Here is a 17,516-nt window from a genome sequence, read left to right on the forward strand (position 1 = left end):
TGAGGGTCGGTCACAAGAGTTTGTCCTGGGTGAACGGGACATCCCGGAGGCGGAGGCCGGTGGCGTGGTAGATCGCGTTGCCGATCGCCGCGGGCACCCCTGTTCCGGGTGTCTCACCAAAGCCGCGTGCGCCAAGTGAGGGTTTGTGGTTGTCGTCCGCGCGATCGACGAACAGGGCTTCCACCGACGGGACATCGGCGCAGACCGGGACCAGGTAGGCGGACAGGTTGGGGTTGACGACCCGGGCCGTGTGAGGATCCACCATCGTGTGCTCCATCAGCGCGAAGCCCAGGCCCCAGGTTACGCCGCCGATCACCTGTCCGCGCGCGGTCCGGCGGTTGAGCACCCGCCCTACGTCGTAGACGGCCACGACGCGGCTCACCCGCAACGCGCCGACCCGTGGCCGTATCCGGACCTCCACGAACACTGCTCCAGACGTGTGTCCGGGTACGTTCCGCCTTTCGCCCTGCACCTCGAGCACGCTGCCACGGCGACGCATGACGCCGCGGAAGGTGTCACGGCGACGACGGTCGCCTCGGGCGTACAGCCGACCGTCCTCCACGACGACGTCCTCGGCCGGCACGCCATACAGATCGGAATGGGGGTCGGCGACAGCGAGACGTACCACGGTGTCTCTCGCGGTCCTCGCCGCCTGATCCACCGGACCGACCACGCTCGGCATCGTGGACGATCCCGCCGAGATCGACGCACGGGGAAACTCGGTGTCGCCGAGCAGCGTCGTGACGTGGCCGAGCGGTACGCCGAGCCCATCGGCAGCGACCTGAGTCAGCACGGTGTAGGTGCCGGTGCCGATCTCCTGGCTCGCGGTCCGCAGGGTCGCCCGCCCGTCCAGCCCGATGGTGAGCGAGGCGAAGGACTCGATCGAGTTGAAGCTGTGGAACTCGGTGGCCATGCCCCAGCCCACGTACTCGTCGCCAACCCTCATGGACCCCGGCCGGGGATCGCGCCGCTCCCAGCCGAACGCCTTGGTCCCCATCCGGTAGCACTCCAGCAGGTGGTCGCTCGGGTCGGTCGTGGTGTGGTTGCGTACCCGAACCTCCACGGGGTCGATGCCGACCTCGTAGCTGAGCTCGTCCAAGGCGGTCTCAAGAGCGAAGTGAGCAGTCGTCTCGGGTGAGCGCATGTAGCTGGACGTGTGCAGATCCAGCTTGACGCCCATCTGCCGAACGTGCACGTCCGGGCAGGTGTAAAGGTTGATCGTAGAATCGCTGAAGTTGTAGACCCCGTTCTCGGTACGGCTCAGCTGCTGCGTCGAGGTGTCGACGATCGCGGTCAGCACACCCTGCCGGGTCGCGCCCACCCGCAGCCGGCGACTGAACTCGGAACGGTGGCCGTTCGAGGTGTACATCTGCGCCCGGGACAGCACCAGCTTTACCGACCGTCCGACGAGCCTCGCCACCTCCGCGGTGAGCAGAGTGTGGGGATAGACGGGCCCCTTGGCGCCGAAGCCTCCGCCGAGGTAGGGCGAGACCACCCGGACCTTGGTCAGATCGGTGATGTTGAACGCCTGAGACACGATCATGCGGGTGAAGACGACGCCCTGTGCGCTCTCGTAGAGAGTCAGCTCGTCGTCCTTCCAAACGGCGGTGGTGGTATGGGGCTCGATCGGATTGTGATGCTGCATCGGGCTGCTGTAGGACCGCTCGATCCGGACCGGTGCCTGCCCGAAAGCTGCCTCGGCGTCACCGCGGACGTACTCGTTCTCCCTTTCACGGAACGCGGGCGGCAGGAACGCTTCGTCCATCGCGTCTGCCAGCCGTACGACGGCCTCCTCGGCGCGGTAGCGCACGCGCACGAGGTTGGCGGCCTCCTGTGCCTGTTCCAGGGTTTCGGCCACCACGTAGGCGACCGGCTGCCCGTTGTGGTGGATACGGGTATCCTGCATCGGCACGAAGCCCTTGGTGTACGGGAATGCCGGCACCGTGAACCTCCGCATGTCGCGGTGGGTGTAGACCGCCACGACTCCGGGGTGGGCCAGCGCCGCACGGGTGTCGATCTCGAGGATCTCTCCCCGGGCGATCGTGCTCATCACCATGAAACCGTGCAGCGCGTCGGTCAACTCGTTGTCCGCGGCGTACCGGGCCGCGCCGGTGACCTTCACCCGGCCGTCCACCCGCTCCACACCCTGACCGACCAGCTCGGTCATCGCATGCCTCCGAGATCGCTGAGGACGCTCGCCAGCGCCCGCTGAACGAGTTGGACCTTGAACCTGTTGTCCTCGTACGGCGTGGCCTCCCGGACGAGGGTCCGGCCCGCGTTGTCGATCGCCGCCTCCGTGAGCGGACGGCCTCGTAGCGAGGCCTCGACGCGCGGGTCCCGCCACGGACGTGTGCCTATCCCGCCGAATGCCAGTCGCACGTCCTGCACGACACCGCCTCTCAACTGGAGCGCGGCCGCCACGGACACCACAGCGAACTCGAAGGTCGCCCGGTCGCGCAGTTTCAGGTAGCGCGAGTGGGTGGCCAGGGACGTGCGTGGAACGTCCACCCCGGTGATGAGGTCTCCGCTGCGTATCACCGTCTCCTTCGTCGGGGTCGACCGGGGTAGGAGGTAGAAGTCGGACATGGGGACGGCCCGGGCTCCGTCAGGGCCGAGCAGACGCACCCATGCGTCCAGCGCCGTCAGCGCCACCGCCAGATCGGAGGGATGCGTAGCGATGCAGTGGTCACTGCAACCGAGAATCGCATGCCCGCGGTTGTACCCGTTGATCGCCGGGCAGCCACTGCCGGGAGCACGCTTGTTGCACGGTGAGGCCGGGTCACGGAAGTACCCGCACCTGGTGCGTTGCAACAGGTTCCCACCGATCGTGGCCATGTTGCGTACCTGTGGGGAAGCCGAGGCCAGCAGCGCCTCCGACAACACCGGGAACGCCCCCCTCAGCCCGGAATGCTCGGCGACCTCCCGCATCCGGGCCAGGCCACCAACGCGCAGCCACCGGGAGTCGAGAGCGATCCGGTTGATGTTCAGGTGGCTCAGATCCACCAAGTGGTCGTGAACCTCCGCTCCGTCCCGCATTAGATTGAGCAGGTCGGTTCCGCCGGCGATGAACGTCGAGTTCGGTGTTCTGGCGGCGATCCGTACCGCGTCGGCCGGATCTTTCGCGACTGTGTACCCGAATGCCCTCACCGCCCGATCTCCTCTGCCGCGTCGGCTACAGCCGCGACGATGTTCTGGTAAGCCGCGCACCGGCACAGGTTTCCGCTCATCCACTCTCGGATTTCGGCCTCGGAACCTGTGTGACCTTCGTGGATACAGGCCACAGCGGACATGATCTGACCGGGCGTGCACGCGCCGCACTGAAACGCGTCATGACGGATGAACGCCTCCTGTACCGGGTGCAGGTCATCGCCTCGCGCCAGTCCTTCCACGGTGGTGACCTCGGCGTCCTGCGTCATGACCGCCAGGGTCAGGCAGGACTTGATTCGCTCACCGTCCAACAGCACCGTGCACGCGCCGCACTCGCCCCGGTCACAGCCCTTTTTCGTGCCGGTCATGTGGAGGCGTTCACGCAGCGCGTCCAGCAGGGTCACCCTCGGCTCCACTGTGACCGCATGGCGCTGCCCGTTGACCGACAGGGTGATCTCGGCCGCCGCGCCGGCGGCGACGGTGTACGCCCTGGCGGCCGCGGCGTGCGATGGTCCGGCGACAGCCGGACTCGCGCTGGGTCCTACTGTTGCCCACGCCATACCCGCTGAGGCCGCCGTAACGGACATGAGAAACGTGCGGCGGCTGAGGTCCCCGTTGTCGGGGCCGACTTCCCCGTCTGTCACGGCTGAGCCGTTCTCGTCACTGGAGGTTTCCATGCTTCGCCTTTCGTAGCGGGACTGGGCCGACTCCGCCGGAGCCGCCGATTACGAGGTCTGTTGTTCACCCGGGCGCTGCGCGGCGGCACGGCGGCCGTTCCTTTGCAGCCCGCCCGTGACGACGGCGAGGCGCTGGGCGCCGCCTGAACTGGTCTGTGATGCGGTCATGCCATCAACGCTGCCGTGTGGCCCCTTGCGGTAACAGATGCTCCCGAAGGAGGGGATGACGCCCCCTCCTTCGCTCCCGTCGCGGTCAGGTCCATCCCACCGCGTGCCAACCAGCAGCCCCTCCGGGCGCTTGCGGTCGTGTGATCAAGACGTACTGGTCACGAGTCAGGGCCATCATGCCCGGCAGTCGCCGCCGGGCGAGGGCATCTCGACGGCGGACGAACCCCGGCCACAATCGGTGGCCGGAAGCATCGACAAAGGCATCCGGCGGCGGCGCCGAGCATCCACCGGCGCTTGCTCCTCGCTCAGGTCGAGCGGGTTGCCGGGCGCGTGGTGCAGCTGACGGCGTACGCCGTCGGACAGGCCCGGTCTATTGCCACCAGCAGAGTCTCGGATTCACTGCGTGGCAGCGGCCGCACGACGATCTCCGACCATCCAGAGCGGACCGAGCAGGTCACTTTGGTCCCGACATGCGTTCCTTATAGCGTTTGCTCCTCGCGAGCTCAGCCTTGCGGGTAGGTCACACCGGGGAAGTCGTGCTGCGCCTGGACGAACTGGTGCTCCCACTCGGCCGGCCAGCCGAATGCCGTGGTCGCCAGCGGTTTGAGGTTCACGCCAGCCGCGCCGCTCCAGAAGTGCACGAACTCGCCCCAGTTGAGGTCGCGGGCGTACGCCCCGTTGTGCTGATGGAAGTTCGCGGCCAACAGTTCGAAGAAATTGGTCAGCGGAGCGGTTCTACCGTGGTCCCGCCAGATCGGATAGAACCAGTCCCGGAACCAGTACGTGTCGGTGCGCGGATTGTCGTAGGTGGCGGTGACGAGGTGGTGGTACGCGCGGTTCGCATCGGCGGTCATCCCGAGGTTGACGTACATGTCGTACCCGTAGATCTCGCACCAGGCGCTGTCATTCCAAATGGGGAAAGCCGGCGAGTTGCGGACTCCCAGGGAAGAGCCCTCGACGATATGCCCGATCTCGTGAACGATGATGTCCCGATGCCAGTCGGTCGCCTGGTTCCAGTTGTCGACGCCGATGTCGATGACGTTGCGATGGTCGTGGTGCCCGTCGAAGACATTGGCCGGATGCCCACCGCCGTACCGGCCCTCGTGGAAGATGGCGGCGAGCCGGGGGTTGCTGAACGAACCGTAGGTCTGCTTGGTGTACCGCCACATGGCGGTGGTGAAGGTGTCGAGCCAGCCGGCCTGCGCCGGATCCACGTCCGGGTCGAGGTAGACCCCGACGTCGTCGTTGTACGTCGTCCGCGTCAGTGGCTGGACGTGTTCGTTCCAGTGCTCCTGCCAGGTCGCGGGGAGGTTCGGATCCCCCGTGGTGGCGTCCACCGTCGCGTACCCGGAGCGGCCGGTGCCGTTCTCCGCCCGGACGCGGTAGTGGTACCGGGTGTTGCCGGAGAGCCCCAGGCCATGGAATCGGGTGGTGCCGACCGGTAGGTCGCGTGACCAGTTCCAGTTGGTCCCGTCGATCGACCGCTCGATACGGTAGCGGGTCTCCCACCGGGTGTTGTCCTGCCAGCTGAGGACGATCTGGTCGCCGGAGACCACCTGGGCGGTCAGCCCGCTCGGCGCCGACGGCGGTGGGGTCGTCGCGGTCGTCGTCCCGAGGATCTGCCATTCGGCGAGCTGGGTGCCCGCCGCACCGGCGTTGGCGGTGATTCGTAGCCGGTAGTAGTGGTACGCGGTGGTGTTGGGAAACGTGTACGACTTGCGCGAGTGACGCGCGACGAACCTCTGATCGCTGCGGCTGTCCAGCGTCACCCACGTCGTTCCGTTCGGTGACGCCTCGAAGACCCAGCTCCGTGGATCGCGATCGGGGAAGTCGTTGGCCGAGGTGATCCGGTAACCGGTCACGGTCGTCGGATTTGCGGCCAGGTACTGCAGCCAGGTCGTGGAGTGGAGGGTGAAGTACTTCGAGTACGGAGTGTTGTCGATGGACTTGTCGGCCTCCTCGCCGGCCCAGTCGTTCCACTCGGCGGTCAACGCCCCGGGCACGTCCGTGACGTCGATCGGATCCATGGCGTACGCCGATCCGCCACCGATGACGACGAGACCGGTCGTGGCGACGGCGACGGCGGTGACCGCCGCCCAGGTGTGTCTTGGTCGTGAGGTGAGCAACTGTGTCTCCGTTTCGTTGGTGTCGACTCGCCGCCGGGTTCTCCGGCGGAGGACGACAGAGGGGCGCCCCGATCCCTGGTGGGTCAGTTGGCCGGGCCGATCAGCTTCCACGGCTCGTGGTCGGCGTCCGGCCCGGTGCCCGGGATGTTGCCCTGAGTCCACCACTTGGCCTGCCAGACCTTGCCGCCGTACTTCACGGTGGTCTCCTCGACCGGCTGGGTCGCCGGGTTGTAGACCCGGGTCGCGTCCCAGGCCGGGGCGGAGCAGCCGCCCGCCGGTGGGGCCGCCGGCGACGATCCCCGGTTCTGTTCCGACCGCAGCGCGAACCGCTGGGTGTCCAGCCGGAGCGTGGTGTTCACCGGTCCGGTGGCCGGCAGGTAGTAGATAATCGGGATGTCCAGGCTCTTGCCCGGCGGGATGATCTGGCAGTAGTCCAGCTTGACGCCGACCCGGTGGAAGTCGCCGCGCAAACCGCCGCCGGCGTTGGGGCCGGTGTGTCCCGCCTCCACCTGCCACTTACCGCCCTGCGCCCCGGTCTGCCAGTCACCGTCCTTGATCAACGGTGGGGTGGAGGTGGGCAGGTCGAAGCGGAGCTCGACGTCCTTGCCGCCGCCGATGGTGACGGCGGTGTTGTTGGTGACCCGGAGCGTGGGTTGCATCGGCCACAGGTCCGCGGCGGTGGAGCCGTACTCCACCAGGTCGACGGTGACGTCGAGCGCCGCCGACGGCATCGTCACCGAGCTACCGGCGTTGCGACTGGCGCCGTAGGCACCGATCCGGGCGAGCCGCTCGTGCAGCCGCGTGGTCATGGCGTGGCCGATGCGGCAGGGATTCTCGTCGGTCACGGCCGCCGGGCAGTGGTAGTCGCCGCCCAGCTCCCACATCATCACGCCACCGGCACCCTTGTCGATCACGTAGTTGGCGACCGCGTCGATGCCCTGCATGTCCGTCGTGGACAGGAAGACGTCCTTGCTGTCGTTCCACAGCCAGGAGGTCTTCGTGGTGTCGTCCCAGTGCCGGACGTACGCCCCGGTGAACTCGTCGGACGGGTCGGCGTCCGGTGTCAGGCCCACGTTGTCGGCGTACCTGGGCATGACATACCTTTCCAGGTTTTTGGCGTGCCACATGGGGTTGACGCCGGCGCCCAGTTCCTCGCCCTCGGCGGTCTTGTCGTGCCAGATGTTGTCGATGCCGACGGCGCCGTTGCCGCACGGCCGCGCGATGTTGGTGCCCGGTGGGCAGTCGGTCCCCGTCGAGGTCCCCCACATGCCGGACTCGCCACCGGTGACGCCCTGCCAGCCCCGCGTGTAGTACGGGATGCCGATGTTGATCCGGCCCGCCTGCATCGCACCGCGCAGATAGTGGAACGCCCAGTCGGTGTTGAAGTAGCCGACGCCGTCGTACTCCGGGGTTGTGTAGAGGTCTCCCAACTCCCCGTCCCGGCCGTCGTCGTAGAGCGGGGCGTTCGGCCCGACCACGTCGTTCCACGTGCCGTGGAAGTCGTACGACATCAGGTTGGTGAAGTCCTGGTACCGCAGCGCCTTCTGGTTCGCCATACCCCGGACCAGATAGCCCGACGCCGACGACGCGGACGTCAGCAGGTAGTACTTGTCGTCCACCGCGGCGGCCCGGTCCAGCGTCTCCCGCAGCGTCCTCATCAGCGCCGTGTAGCTGGCCGGCAGTCCCGGCCGCCTTGAGCGCGCCGTGTCCCAGTCGTTGGGGTTGCCGGTCTGGTCCAGCGTCGTCGGGTACTCGAAGTCGATGTCCACCCCGTCGAAGCCGTAGTCCCGCAGGAAGTCCACCACGGAGTCGGCAAAGGTGTTGATCCCGCTCTGGTTGACCGTGCCGTCGGCGTTGGTGGTCATCGAGTAGAAGCCGCGGGACTCGGCCCAACCGCCGACCGAGATCAGCGTCTTCACCCGTGGATGCAGCTCCTTGTAGCGGGTCAACAGGTTGAAGTGCCCCCGGTACGGCAGGTCGAGGTCCATCTCCGCGCCGGGTACGCCGGGCCAGGTCATGCCGATGGCCGGATTCTCGGCACCGGCGGCGCCCACGGAGATCTGGTTGTTCTCGATATGGGCGAAGGCGTAGTTGATGTGCGTCACCTTTGACCATGGAATGTTCTTGACCAGGTAGTACGGCGTGCCATCGGCTCCGGTACGGCCCCCGTTGAAGTAGCCGATCACCCGCCGGGACCGGCCCTGACCGAGCCACTCCCGGCCCTCGGAGTCGTAGACGTCGCAGTACGGGGTGGTCGCGCCCGCGGTCGGTGGCATCCCGTCCGGGCGACAGGTGTGATGGGCACCCGTCGCCGGTTTGGCACCGCCATCATCCCCACCGGGATGCGCCTCCACCGGGTCGCCCACGCCGCCGTTCGTCGCCGGGTCGAGCGGGTCGGGGACGTCGATCCAATCAGCGTCCGCCGCGCCGAGAACGCCGTCGTAGAACGCGACGGCCATCTTCTGGTAGCCCCTGTCGTCGGGGTGCAGCCCGTCAGTGTGCTGGTTGGCCGTCGTCACCGCGTTCATGTCCACCAGTCGCACCTGCTTTCCGGCTTGCTGCCGGGCCGCTACCACGCCGGGGATCGCCTGGTTGTAGGCGACGATCCGCGCCTGCGTTGCCAGATCGGCGGCCGGAACGATGGTCGAGACCAGCAGCGTCACCCCGGGGGCCCGCTGGAAGATCTGGTCGATCAGGCTGCCGAGCCGGGCCGGAGCACCGCTGGGATCGACATTGTTGGTCATGTCGGTGGTGCCGATGTGCAGTAGCACGACGTCGGGCTGGTACGTCGTCATCGCGGCATCCGTGATCGCGGCGATGTCCTCGATCGTGTGGCCAACGTGCCCCTCGTTGGGCAGGCCAGACGGACCCGAGCGTTGCGATCCGACCAGCTCGACCGAGTCAAGCATCTGGCTGACACCCGACAGGTAACCGGAACCATCCGAGCTGCCGACCCCGAGCGTGATCGAATCACCCAACGGCATGATCGTGGGCCTGGCATCCGCGCTCGTCATGAGCCGCTGAATCATGTTGATTATGGTCTGAGAGACGCCTGAATCGAGCGCCTCGGCGATCGCCTGAAGGGCTCCCCGCCAGAAGGCGAATTTGAGCGCCCACGTCCGGAGCGTCCGCTGCGCACCCGCGATCAGCTCGGGGGTGCCCGCGGTGAGATAGTTTCCCAGCGCACCGAGCGCGGCGCCGCCGGCCGCGCCCCACATCGCCATCGCGAGCGCCTTGCCCCACACTTCCGCGTTGATCGGCTTCCGATCCACAGCGGCGCTGACCAGCTCGCCGACACCCGCGCCCATGCCTCCGGCTACGGCTGTGCAGACCGGTGTGGCCAGTGGGGCTCCGACGTTGAAGGCCGCCATGCAGAGTGTCCAGGAGATAGTGGACGCGAAGAATATGGCAGTGCCGACCGCCATAGCCTTCCAGATCCCCTCCCAGAATCCCGTGCTGCCGATGTCCACGGCGGCCACCACGATCACGATGCTGTCCCCGACGGCGTGAATGTCGCCGACGAAGTCGACGTCGGGAACCTCCGGGTAGTAACCGATGCTGTCCCCCAGGACCCGCCGCGTAATAGCCTGACTCAGGGACCTCCCCGGAGCACCCCGCATATCGGCTCGGATGGTGGACACCACCTGCTCTATTCCCTGCCGCAACACCCCCGGCGGCGCCTCGACGTTGAAGTCGATGACCGCCACGAGGTCGTTGTCGTCGTCGGCCAGCGTGCCCAGGTTGCCGGCATCACCTGCGCAGCCCAGACGCAGCCCGGCGCTGTTCTCCTCGATCGGCTCCGGATCGAAGGAGGAGCCGAACCGGGCACAGCCGGTGTCGGAGGCGACGGCGGACACCGGGGTGGAGACAACGGCAGCGGTGGCGAGCAGTGTGGTGACCAGTAGTGGAATCAGCGTCCGACGCGCCGACCATCGCCTCCGCACGGCGAGCGGCGGGCCGGTTCGTGGGTGGATCGTCACGACAAACCTCCAACGGATGTCTTCGTGCCACGCGCGTGGTCGTCGACGAGTCCGGCCAGGCACACCGATGGCGAACACGCGCACGCCGGTGGCACTCGTTCGAATTCGGACCGGCTTCGGCGGGGCACATCAGAAGGTGCCGGCCGGTATCTCCACCCTGCCGTCGGACGAGGTCTCGGGTCCAATGACACTTCCGTATCGCGCGATACAGATCGCGGATCATCGCAGCTCGCAGCGGTCGAACCGCTATTGCCGGGTCGCGGGCGCGAGGACTACCGTTCGAACATGTCCGAACCGCCGCCATCCCCTGTGGACCTCGATTTGCGGCTGGTGCACTGCTTCACGGTCATCGCCGAACACGGGCACTTCGGCCGCGCCGCCGAGGCGCTGCACCTCACCCAACCGTCCATGAGCCGGCAGATCCACCGCCTGGAACAGCAACTCGGCGCCCGGCTGCTGCACCGCACCCCGCAGGGCAGCCGTCTGACCGAGGCCGGCGAGGTGTTCCTGCCGCAGGCGAGAGCGCTACTACGCACCGCGGCCCAGGCCGTCGCGCGCACCAAGGCCGCCGCCCAGCCCAGCCGCATCACCGTCGGCTACACCACCGGCATCATCATCACACCGGTCGTACGCGAGATGCGCCACCGGCATCCCGACGTCGCTGTGCACGCCCGGCATCTGGGCTGGCACGACATCCACGCCGCGCTGCTGGAGCATCAGGTCGACGCGGTGGTCAGCCGGCTGCCGTTCCCCACCGACCGACTGCACGTCACGATCCTCTACGACGAGCCGCGCGTGGTGATCGTGCCACTGGGCCACCGGCTGGCCGGCAAGGAACAGGTCACCCTTGAGGACATCGCCGACGAGCCGGTACCCCGACTACGCGAAGCCGGCCCGGAGTGGAGCGCCTTCTGGCGCATCGATCCACGTCCGGACGGGCGCCCCGCGCCCGACGGGCCCACCATCGACGCCCCCGAGGACAAATTCGAGCTCGTCGCCGCCGGGCAGGCGGTGGCCATCTCCGCCGGCCTCAACATCAAGGGCCTCCGCCCCGACCTCACCTCGATTCCACTGCACGGCGTCGAACCCGCTCACGTCGCGCTCGCCACCCGCGCCGACGACCGCAGTCACCTGGTCGCCGCCTTCCGCAGGTACGCGCAGGCCCAACTCACCGGTCCCACACCCAACAGCCCGGCCGGCTGCGTCGATTCATGACAGGGGGCATATCGCCATCCACCAATCACTCAGTGGACAAATCCACACGTCAAAACGCCCCATCAACCATGATCAAACCGAGGCGGACAGGGAACGACGGCCACCGGACGGGGCCGAACGCGAGAGATGCTCGTCGCATGAGCACTACCTAGCGGGGGTGCTACAGCATCTGGCCGTAGAAGGCTACGCAGTGTTGAGCCCTCGACGGCGGTCCGGATCCTTTCAGCGGCGCGCAATCCGGCACCGCTCGCCCCCTCTCCGAGTGACCGCCCAGGGTCCGGTGGTGGGCGGGTGAACTCAAAGCCTGGTTGACCTCGCCCTAGACGAGTAGTTCCGAAGTCTGGGGACGATGTCCGGGCATGAGGAGAGGGCACCGATGATCATGTTGTGACGCAAGACCTCGACACCCTCTTGACCGCACTGTACGTGAAGATCGACGACAGCATCCGCACACCCCGCTGGCGTGGCCGCCCACCGTTGCTGACCGACTCGGAACTGGTCTGCCTGGCCGTGGCCCAGGTCCTCCTCGGCGCCCGCTCAGAAGGGCACTGGATCCGCTACGCCCGCGTCCGCCTGCGCCCCTGGTTCCCCTACCTGCCCCAGCGGCCCGGCTACAACAAACGGCTGCGCGCCGCCCTACCGCTGATCAAGAAAACGATCCGGGCCCTGGTCCGCGACAGTGGCTTCTGGTTCGACAACCACTGGATCGTCGACTCCACCCCGGTGCCGTGCGGTATGTCCCGACCCACTGTGCAGCGCTCCGACCTGGCCGGGTGCGCCGGGTACGGCTACTGCGCCTCCCACTCCCGGTTCTTTCTGGGGTTCGGGGCTGTACCTGGTGTGCACCCCGACCGGTATGCCGATCCTGTGGGCACTGGCCAACCCGAAGATCGACGAACGGGAGGTCCTCGCGGCGATGCTGGAGGTGGAGGCCGGCGTCGTCGCAGAACACCCGGGCATCCTGCTGATCTCGGACAAGGGCTTCGCCTCGAGGGCGTTCGAACAGCGGTTGGCCGACCACGGCATCGCACTGCTGCGCCCGTCACGCAAGAAGGAGAAGACCCGTTACGGCGAGCCGATGCTCAAGAAGGTCCGGCAGTTGATCGAGTCGGTCAACGACACCCTCAAGGGCCAACTCGACCTGGAAGAACACGGCGGACGAACCTACACCGGCGTCGCCGTACGGGTGGCCCAACGCCTCCTCGCGATGGCCGCCGCGATCTGGCACAACAACAAGACCGGCGCACCCGTCACCCGGTCACTGATCGCCTACGACCACTGACCGGGATTCGGAACTACTCGTCTAGGTACCTCGCGGTTCGAGTCCATGCCGGCTGGTCTGCCTGGGTGGACCCCTCAGATCAGCTGACTTCTCCTCATTCGGCCGGGCTTGCCGGTGGCGCCCCGGCCCGGAATCGGGCGTGGATCACGTGCTCCCAATTTGCTCCCAATGTAAGGAGCACAACGACAACGGCTCGTTACCGGGAATCCGGTAACGAGCCGTTTGACCTGCTCATACAGCTGGTGGGCGATACTGGGTTTGAACCAGTGACCTCTTCCGTGTCAAGGAAGCGCGCTCCCACTGCGCCAATCGCCCTCGCTTGTTGCCGAGGTGGAGACGGGATTTGAACCCGTGTACACGGCTTTGCAGGCCGTTGCCTCGCCTCTCGGCCACTCCACCGAGGTTGCCCCCGACCTTCGTGGCGGCATCTCCGAGCGGACGACGGGACTCGAACCCGCGACCCTCACCTTGGCAAGGTGATGCGCTACCAACTGCGCTACGTCCGCTTGTCTCCGGTGTTTCCTGGTGACGGATGAGAACTTTAGCCGAGGCCACCAGCAAGTGCCAACTCGGGGGTCCCCCCGGCGAGCCTGCCGGCGTACGCAGCGAAAACGACCAACCCGGCGGCGGCGGCGCCGTACGATGGCCGCCCGACCCCGCCGCGAACCGGGCAGGCGGCGCCATATCGGGCGGGTAAACCGCCGACGGCCGGCCGACACACCCCCTATACCGTCCTAGGAACCTGGACTGAAGAGGTGGGCGGGGCCGGCCGTCGGGCCGATCGAGAACCGGGTCAGCCGGCCGCGAGGTCGTCCAGGGCCGCGACGGCGCCGCGGTGCAGCTGGATCGGGCCGGTCTTGCGGGCGGTGGCGAGGCTCAGCTCCCGCGCCGCCGCGTTGGCCTGCTCCAACTGGGGCTTGCGCTGGAACAGCGCCTTGGTCAGGACGCAGACCAGGTTCGGGTCCAGGTCCTCCTTCACGAGCAGCACGTTCGGCACCACGATCGTCTTCAGGTCGCCCGACATGCCGTACGCGGACGCGGGGATGACGCCCTCCTCGTACACCGGGTTGATGTTCTTCAGCACCGGCAGCAGGGGCGTGATGTCCAGGAAGGAGACCTGCCCCTTCGCGGTGGTGAGCAGGTCGGTGATCCCGGGCGTGGGCAGCCCGCCCGACCAGAAGAGCGCGTCGATCGTGCCGTCCTTCATCCCGTCGACGGTCTTGGTCAGGTCCAGCCGCTGTGCCTTGATGTCCTTGGCCGGGTCCAGGCCGGCGGCCTGGAGCAGCCGGTTGGCGATCACCTCGGTACCGGACTTCGGCGAGCCGGTGGAGACCCGCTTGCCCCGCATGTCGGCCATCGTGGTGATGTTCGCCCCGTTGCGGACGATGACCTGGGTGAAGTTGGTGTGGATGCGGGAGAGCGCCCGCACCGGCTGCGGCTTGCCGTCGAAGCTCGCCTTGCCCTGCACCGCGTCGGCGGCCGTGTCGGCGAGGGAGAAGGCGACCGAGTACGTCCCGGCGACCAACTGCTGGATGTTCTGCACCGAGGCGCCCGTCTCCGCGGCGGTCGCCTTGACCTTGCCGCCGCTGGCCTCGGAGATCTGTTCGGCGTAGGCGTTGCCGAGCGCGAAGTAGACGCCGGTGGAGTTGCCGGTGGCGATGCCGACCCGGGTCTCCGTGGCGACCTCGCAGCTCACCTCCTCGCCGGTGTCGGTACTGGCCTGGTTCCGCCGTCCCCCGCAGCCGGCCACCCCGGCCAGCAGCATCCCGGCCGCGGCTAACGCGGCCACCGCCGTTCTTGCCCGCTTCATCTCGCTTACCTCCCGGAACGTGGTTCGACCTGGTTGCCGGTCCCGCCGGAGAGCGCGTTCGCCCCGGCGGCACCGCTGCCGGTCCCGCCGGAGAGCGCGTTCGCCTCGGTGGCACCGCTGCCGGCACCGTCGGGGGACCCGTCGCCCCCGGTGGCACCGTTACGCCGCCGGGCCAGGCCGATCAGGGCCGCCACGGCGAGGAGTACGACCCCGGCTGCGATCGAGACCGGGTGCAGGTAGAGCAGGAGCAGCCCGGCGAGCGCGGCGAGCAGCCGCTCCGACCGCCCGGCCGGGCCGACGCCGAGCAGCCAGCCGCCGGTCGCCACCGCCAGCGCGGCGACGCCGAGGCAGGCCGCCGCCGTGGCCCAGAGCACGCCGAGGACGGGCCCGCGGGCGAGCAGGTACTCCCCGGGGCCGGTGAGCACGAACGCGATCGGCGCCAGGAACGCCGGCAGGGCGTACTTGAGCGCCTGCCACATGGTCGGTACGGTCCGGCCGCCGGTGATCGCGGAGGCGCCGACGGCCGCGAGCGCGGTCGGCGGGGTGACCTCGGAGAGGACCGAGTAGTAGAAGACGAACATCGCCGCCGCCGGGGCCGGTACGCCCAGGGCCAGCAGCGCCGGCCCGATGATCACCCAGCCGATGATGAACGACGCGGTGACCGGTACGGCGAGGCCGAGCAGCGAGAGCGCGACGGCGGCGAGCACGACGGTCAGCGCGAGCACGACCGTGGGGTTGTCGCTGACCGCCCGCGCCCCGCTCACCAGCAGCGACGCGAACTGGGCGCCGAGCCCGGTCTTGGTGGTGATCGCGGTGATCACCCCGGCGGCGGCGCAGACCGCGGCGACCGGCAGCACCCCGCGCACCCCGACGGAGAGCGCCTCGAAGACCCGGCGCGGGGTGAGCCAGCCGCGCCGGTCCAGGAAGCTGAGCGCGAAGGCGAGCAGGGTCGCGTAGACCACGGACTTGGTGGCGCTGACCCCCGTGGCGAGCAGCACCACGATCACCAGCAGCGAGGAGAAGTGGTAGCCGAAGCGGGCCAGCAGCCGCCAGGGCCCGCCGGTGCCGGGCTCGACCGCCCGTACCGCGAAGCGCCGGGCGTCGATCTCGACGGCGAGCAGGATGCCGAGGTAGTACAGCAGCGTCGGGATCATCGCCCAGCCGAGCACCGTCAGGTACGAGACCTCCAGGTACTCGGCGACGATGAAGGCGGCGGCGCCGAGCGTCGGCGGGGAGAGGATCGCGCCGACGCCGGCCGCGGCGAGCATGCCGCCGGCCTGTTCCGCCGGGTACCCGGCCCGGCGCAGGATCGGCCAGGTCACCGCGCCGATGCTGACGGCGGTGGCGGTACCGGAGCCGGAGACCGTGCCGAGCAGGAAGCCGGAGGCGACGGCGGTGCGGCCGGCGGCGCTGCGGGAGCGGCGGAACGCCGCGACCGAGAGGTCGACGAAGAAGCGCCCGGCGCCGGAGAGGTCCAGCACGGCGCCGTAGATGGTGAAGAGCACGATGTAGGTGGCGGCGACGTCCAGCGGGGTGCCGTAGAAGCCGCTGCCGGAGTTGTAGAGCGCGTCGACGATCTGGCTGAAGTCGAGGCCGGCGTGCGCCACCGACCAGCTCTGCGGCAGGTACCCGCCGTAGTAGCCGTAGCCGAGGAAGACCAGGCAGACGGCGGGGAGCACCCAGCCGGTGGTCCGCCGGCACGCCTCCAGCAGCAGCACCAGCAGCAGGCCGCCGAGCAGCACGTCGGCCGGGGCGAGCAGCCCCTGCCGGTCGAGGAAGGCGTCGTAGCCGCCGCCCGCGTCGCCGAGCGCGACGGGCAGCACCGGGTAGAGGCAGACGACCAGGGCCAGCCCGGCCAGGATCCAGTCGCCCACCGTCGGCAGGTCCCGGCGCGCGGGGGCGTCCTCCGCCCCGGGTACGCGTCGCGCGGGCTCCTCCGGTACGCGTCGCGCCGGCCGGCCGGGCAGGCGCAGGCCGGAGCGGTAGGCGAGGAAGACCAGAGGCAGCACCCCGGCCAGGAAGATGATCAGGTAGTACTGGCTGCCCTGGGGCAGCGGGACGAAGACCTGCCAGAGCGTCAGCAGCGCGACCGCGAAGGCGACCACCGCCACGCCGACGGCGACCGGGCCGGTCAGCCGGCGGGCGGGTCGCTCCTCGTCGTCGTACGCGACGGCCGGCGCCGCCGGGTCCGCAAGTTCCACGGTGGACAGCGATGATTGCGCAGCTGGATCGGCGTTGACGCGCTGCGCGGGGACAGGAGCCGGACCCTCTGGCATGGACGGACCCTACTACGATCCACCGACGCGCGTTGATCCCTTCGCGCGCGTCCGGCGCGGCGGCGCCGCCGGCACCGGCCGGGGCCCGGACCCCGTGTCGGTGACTCCGCGTGCTCGGAGCGATAGGTTACCGTAGCCGACGTGACGCGACGTTCCGCCGAGGTTCGCCTTGATGCCCTGCTCCGTACCGCGTGCGAGGTGATCGTGGAGCGTGGACTGGCCAACACCCGGACCGCCGACGTGGCGCAGGCCGCCGGGGTGAGCCAGGCCCTGGTCTTCTACCACTTCTCCACGAAGGAACGGCTGCTCGCCCGCGCGTTCGCGTACGCCGCCGAGCAGGATCTCGCCCGGCTCGACGCGGTGGTCCGCTCGTCGGCCACACCGCTGGTGAAGCTGAAGCGGATCCTCAAGCTGTACGCGCCGAGCGGGCGGTCCCAGTCGTGGGCGATGTGGATCGACGGTTGGTCGGAGTCCCTGCGCAGCCCGGAGTTGGAGAAGGTCTCCCGCCGGCTGGACCTGCGCTGGAAGGAGGACCTCACCTCGGTGATCTCCGCTGGGGTGGGCGACGGCACCTTCACCTGCGACGACCCGACCGGCGCCGCCTGGCGGATCAACGCGTTGATCGACGGTCTGGCGGTACAGGTGGCGGTGCACGACCGGGTGATCTCCCGGCGGCAGTTGGCCGAGTGGGTCCGCCACTCGGCCGCCCGCGAGCTGGGGCTGGATCCGGCCGAGCTGGAGTAGACCCGCCCGGGGGGGGGGTGGGGATTAACGTGATATTTTTATGAAGAGAAAAACAGTTGGGGGAGCGGCAGGGGCGGGGGGGGGGGTGGGC

At 68.6% G+C, this 17,516-nt stretch carries 9 protein-coding genes, 3 tRNA genes and 1 pseudogene; 3 read left to right on the forward strand and 10 right to left on the reverse strand.

Annotated elements, in window-relative coordinates; translation table 11 throughout:
- Positions 1-10: 10 nt before the first annotated feature.
- The 5 genes from AB0J86_RS36830 to AB0J86_RS36850 all read right to left on the reverse strand — a co-directional run bounded on the left by AB0J86_RS36830 (position 11) and on the right by AB0J86_RS36850 (position 9,975).
- The gene (locus AB0J86_RS36830; protein ID WP_363862854.1) at positions 11-2,167 is read right to left on the reverse strand and encodes a xanthine dehydrogenase family protein molybdopterin-binding subunit; all 2,157 of its coding nucleotides are present in this window, start codon (positions 2,165-2,167) and stop codon (positions 11-13) included.
- Positions 2,164-3,147 (reverse strand): xanthine dehydrogenase family protein subunit M, encoded by a 984-nt coding sequence (locus tag AB0J86_RS36835; protein ID WP_363862857.1) that lies wholly within the window; start codon positions 3,145-3,147, stop codon positions 2,164-2,166. The genes AB0J86_RS36830 and AB0J86_RS36835 overlap by 4 nt, the downstream gene beginning before the upstream one ends.
- Complete coding sequence (locus AB0J86_RS36840) at positions 3,144-3,602, reverse strand: (2Fe-2S)-binding protein (RefSeq protein ID WP_363862878.1); 459 nt, start codon at positions 3,600-3,602, stop codon at positions 3,144-3,146. The genes AB0J86_RS36835 and AB0J86_RS36840 overlap by 4 nt, the downstream gene beginning before the upstream one ends.
- An 893-nt stretch (positions 3,603-4,495) precedes the next feature.
- The gene (locus AB0J86_RS36845; protein WP_363862860.1) at positions 4,496-6,118 is read right to left on the reverse strand and encodes a fibronectin type III domain-containing protein; all 1,623 of its coding nucleotides are present in this window, start codon (positions 6,116-6,118) and stop codon (positions 4,496-4,498) included.
- An 83-nt stretch (positions 6,119-6,201) separates the two neighbouring features.
- Entirely contained in the window at positions 6,202-9,975 is a 3,774-nt protein-coding gene (locus AB0J86_RS36850; RefSeq protein WP_363862863.1) for a glycosyl hydrolase family 18 protein, read from the reverse strand.
- A gap of 408 nt (positions 9,976-10,383) precedes the next feature.
- On the opposite strand from AB0J86_RS36850, the gene AB0J86_RS36855 reads away from it, so the two are divergent.
- Together AB0J86_RS36855 and AB0J86_RS36860 are read left to right on the forward strand one after the other, a co-directional pair.
- On the forward strand, positions 10,384-11,313 hold the full coding sequence (locus AB0J86_RS36855; protein WP_363862866.1) for a LysR family transcriptional regulator: 930 nt from the start codon (positions 10,384-10,386) through the stop codon (positions 11,311-11,313).
- 387 nt (positions 11,314-11,700) lie between these two features.
- Positions 11,701-12,595, forward strand: a pseudogene (locus AB0J86_RS36860) (IS982 family transposase).
- Positions 12,596-12,835: 240 nt separating this feature from the next.
- Here the strand turns inward: AB0J86_RS36860 and AB0J86_RS36865 are convergent.
- The 5 genes from AB0J86_RS36865 to AB0J86_RS36885 form a co-directional block, all read right to left on the reverse strand.
- Positions 12,836-12,910, reverse strand: a tRNA-Val gene (locus tag AB0J86_RS36865).
- Between the two features lie 13 nt (positions 12,911-12,923).
- A tRNA-Cys gene (locus AB0J86_RS36870) sits at positions 12,924-12,994 on the reverse strand.
- 34 nt (positions 12,995-13,028) lie between these two features.
- Positions 13,029-13,101 (reverse strand) — tRNA-Gly (locus AB0J86_RS36875).
- Between the two features lie 287 nt (positions 13,102-13,388).
- Entirely contained in the window at positions 13,389-14,405 is a 1,017-nt protein-coding gene (locus AB0J86_RS36880; protein ID WP_363862869.1) for a TAXI family TRAP transporter solute-binding subunit, read from the reverse strand.
- A 5-nt stretch (positions 14,406-14,410) separates the two neighbouring features.
- Positions 14,411-16,606, reverse strand: a complete 2,196-nt coding sequence (locus AB0J86_RS36885; protein WP_363862872.1) for a TRAP transporter fused permease subunit — start codon at positions 16,604-16,606, stop codon at positions 14,411-14,413.
- 216 nt (positions 16,607-16,822) lie between these two features.
- Between AB0J86_RS36885 and AB0J86_RS36890 the strand changes: the two genes are divergently transcribed.
- Positions 16,823-17,425 (forward strand): TetR/AcrR family transcriptional regulator, encoded by a 603-nt coding sequence (locus AB0J86_RS36890; protein ID WP_363862875.1) that lies wholly within the window; start codon positions 16,823-16,825, stop codon positions 17,423-17,425.
- Positions 17,426-17,516 lie beyond the last annotated feature (91 nt).

This window comes from Micromonospora sp. NPDC049559 (assembly GCF_040676675.1).
Lineage (GTDB): Bacteria > Actinomycetota > Actinomycetes > Mycobacteriales > Micromonosporaceae > JBFAPK01.